Origin of the sequence: Carboxylicivirga longa (assembly GCF_050589825.1) — a bacterium.
GTDB classification, from domain to species: Bacteria; Bacteroidota; Bacteroidia; order Bacteroidales; family Marinilabiliaceae; genus Carboxylicivirga; species Carboxylicivirga longa.
In genome coordinates this window covers 1-1731 of record NZ_JBNGOZ010000057.1, presented here as the reverse complement: position 1 = coordinate 1731, position 1731 = coordinate 1, and the positions used below count along the sequence as shown (strand labels likewise).

The window sequence follows — 1731 nt, the reverse complement described above, 5'->3', positions numbered from 1 at the left end:
CAACAATTTGGCACTGCTCGATTTGGAAAGGTCTGTGAGGCTAAAATTCCCCTTACGCGTCATGCAGCAAAACGTTGTGCCCAATTAAAAATCAAGAAACTACATAATATGAAAAAATCAATCTTTTTAATACTCTTCTCTATAATTATAACATCCTGTCATCAAAAACCCTCTTTGGAAGGTTACAATGGTGCTGATATGGAAATAGAAGAGGAAATGATACCAATAACACGTCAAGAAGAAATAGCACCACCTCCACCACCAATGCCTCCGCTTAAAAACAAAGAAATTATAAAAAAGAAAATAATCAAGGACGGTAGAATTGGTTTAAAAGTTTCTGATTTGGAATTAACTAAAGCAAGAGTTGATTCATTAGTTAATAAACATGATGCATACTATTCTAATGAAAAATTGAACAATACAGATTGGGAATCATCATATAATTTAACAGTTAGAATACCTTCTTCAAACTTCGAAAGTTTTGTACATGCAATTCAACTGGGCAATGGAGAATTACTGTATAAAGAAATTGATGCAAGAGATGTTACCGACCAATTTATTGACTTAGGAATAAGGTTAGAAAATAAGCGAGCTTATCTTAAACGTTATCAAGAACTACTAAAGAAGGCAACCAACATCAAAGAAATCTTGCAAGTTGAAGAAAAAATACGTCGATTAGAAGAAGAAATTGAAAGTACTACTGGAACATTGAAATACTTAAGTGATTTAGTTGACTATAGTACACTCAGGCTAAACATTGTAAAGCAAAAAGACTTTAAATACAATCCCAAAAAAAGAGACAAATTCTCAGAAAGAATAAAACAATCATTTTCTAAAGGTTGGTTTGGGTTTGTAGACTTCGCATTACTTCTGATAAAGATCTGGCCATTCTGCATTGCAGTTATATTTATCATTTATTTCATACGGAAAATAAAAAAGAAGAAAAAACAAAAATAAATAACTGGGCACAACAATGGGTCATAAAGCATCAGGGGCGCAGGTGCTGTTCGAAAGCTCTGCGGCTAAACAACACGCCAAAGCTTTGATTTGGTTAGGGTTGATTAGCAAATTAAAAACCAAATCAAAGATTTGGCTACGTGCAAACTAAAAATGGAAAATTGGCCTACCCACCCCTAACGCTTCATACCCGCGTCCGTTGTGCCCTATTAATGCCAGCGTGACGGACTAATGACAAAAATAAATTTAGATTGCGCTTAAGAATGACAAAACACATCTACAAAATCATTTCATAATCATTTCATAATCATTGACCAACGCGCATTAAGACAATTTTACATGGCGCATAAACGGACTGAATTTTCAGTTTTGAAGTAAAACTTCTAAAAAACTGCAAACTTGGCGAACAAAAAACAGATTAAGATTCTGAAAACAAGCGGTACTATTTGGACTGCATTAATAAGTCACAATATGAAAAAAAAGACAAAGGACTTCATTTTTACTTCATTAATAACAGCTTTATTAATGTTATTGTGTTTTGCGTTAATTGACCTATATGTACCAATAAAACAGGTGATTTTAGGAGATTTCGACTCGAATATGAATTTTATTTCTTATATAAATTTGGAAAGAGAATTGCCAATAATTATTGCTGTATCAATTGCAATCGCCTATAATAAAAGTCGTGAAAAAGTTAAAACGTCGAGTAGGTAAAGGGGAATCTCACCCCTAAACCTCTCACAGAACCGTACGTGAACCTCTCGATTCATACGG

At 33.6% G+C, this 1731-nt stretch carries 1 protein-coding gene; it reads left to right on the top strand.

Annotated elements, in window-relative coordinates; translation table 11 throughout:
• The coding region (locus ACRD7A_RS19005) for a DUF4349 domain-containing protein (protein ID WP_430812972.1) at positions 1-957 on the top strand (957 nt) is incomplete at its 5' end.
• Positions 958-1731: the final 774 nt, after the last annotated feature.